This window comes from Cryobacterium breve (genome assembly GCF_004402375.1).
In the GTDB taxonomy this organism is placed as follows: Bacteria; Actinomycetota; Actinomycetes; order Actinomycetales; family Microbacteriaceae; genus Cryobacterium; species Cryobacterium breve.
In genome coordinates this window covers 1-1,511 of the sequence record NZ_SOGJ01000024.1, presented here as the reverse complement: position 1 = coordinate 1,511, position 1,511 = coordinate 1, and the positions used below count along the sequence as shown (strand labels likewise).

Genomic DNA, 1,511 nt, shown 5'->3' with positions numbered 1-1,511 from the left:
CGGGCGATGTCAAGCTGACTGGAGTCACTTGGGTTAGTTTGTGGCGGTTTCGTCGGCGAGGTGATTGATCCCGACGAGGCTGGCTGGTGCGGGTGTTGTTGGTCGTTCACGGAATCGTTCCGGGTGTTGCTGGTGGTAGTGCTGCAGGGCGTGGTCACGGATGCCGTGGGCGCGCCGCCAGGAGCCATCGTGGACTTGCTGGGGCGTGAACAACGCAATGCCGGAGTGCCTGTGGGTCGCGTTGTACCAGGGCACATACTCGGCCAGATGGCCGCGAGCGTCCTCCAGAGTCTCGAATGTTCCGGGGTAATTGGGGCGGTATTTCATCGTGCGGAACTCGGACTCAGAGAACGGGTTGTCGTTGGAAACGTAAGGCCGGTTGTGGGTTTTAGTGACGTCGTGCTTCTCGAGGAGCTCGGCCAGAGCGCCCGACCGCATCGCGGGGCCGGAGTCCGCGTGAACGAAGCGTGGGGTGCCGTGCTGGCGGAACGCAGCCTGGAACATCGCCACGGCGAGGTGGTCGCTCTCGCGCTCCTCGACCCGCCAGCCGACGATCTTGCGGGAGTAGATATCGATGATTGAGTAAGCCTTGAACGCTTTGCCTCGCCAGGGAGAGCGCAGATCAGTGATGTCCCAACTCCAAACCTGGCCAGGCCCGGTCGCGATCAGCACCGGCTTCTCGCGCGGTGTTCGGGACCCGCGCCCCGTGGGCACCACGGGGCGGGCGCTCTGGTCTTCGATATCGGCGGCGATACGCCACCACGACCGGCGCGCGGCGAGCATCACACCTCGGTCCCAGGTGGACGCGAACGTGTGATCCACGGAGTGCCCGCCGGCCCAGCCGGCCGTGATCTTCTTGGCGATCACGGCCCGATCGACGGTGGGGATCCGAGACAGGTAAGCACGGTCTTTCTGCGCGACCGGCTCGAGCACCCGCGCCCGGGGATTTCGCCGGTACTGCCAGGTCGAGCGTGCGATGCCGGCGATTCCCAAGGCTTTGCGTTGCGAGCCCGTGGTGCGCGTCAGCTCCACCACGAACTGGTTCTCAAGCGTCAGGAATCGGACCGATCTGGGGTCTTCAGGGTGACTGCGGGCTCTTCCTCGCTCATCGCGTGCAAGAGCCCGATAGCTTTTCCCAGCGCCTTATTGGTGTCCTCCAACTCGCGAACACGCTTGCTCAGCTGAGCGACCTCAGCCTCGTGTGCCGCGTGCTCAGCAGCACGTGTCTTCTCTAGCGCCGTGCGCTTGCCCGGGGGAACAGTCATATGACTACCTTCTCGCGGAATCAGCCCGCGCTCGAGGTCACCCGCGTAAACCGCGTCGCACCAACGCCGAAACGTGCCCCTCGAGACCTTGCGCTCCGCGAGCCAGGGACCTTTCCGCCCGTGCGGCACCCCTTGGTACTCATGGACGAACTCGCGGATCTCCGCCGCGTTGAACCCCGGGCTGATCGACATTCCCTTGCCTCCTACTGCTTGTGAAGTGACTCACAAGCAGCTTGACGCAGAGGG

2 protein-coding genes are annotated in these 1,511 nt (G+C 64.3%); both read right to left on the bottom strand.

What is annotated here, in order from left to right:
• Positions 1-33: 33 nt before the first annotated feature.
• Complete coding sequence (locus tag E3O65_RS12905) at positions 34-1,035, bottom strand: DDE-type integrase/transposase/recombinase (RefSeq protein ID WP_134364141.1); 1,002 nt, start codon at positions 1,033-1,035, stop codon at positions 34-36.
• A 17-nt stretch (positions 1,036-1,052) separates the two neighbouring features.
• Complete coding sequence (locus tag E3O65_RS17250; RefSeq protein ID WP_241985768.1) at positions 1,053-1,265, bottom strand: hypothetical protein; 213 nt, start codon at positions 1,263-1,265, stop codon at positions 1,053-1,055.
• Positions 1,266-1,511 lie beyond the last annotated feature (246 nt).

Coding starts and splice junctions, on each gene's coding strand:
- E3O65_RS17250 (WP_241985768.1), bottom strand. CDS start 1,265: ATGACTGTTCCCCCGGGCAAGCGCACGGCGCTAGAGAAGACACGTGCT.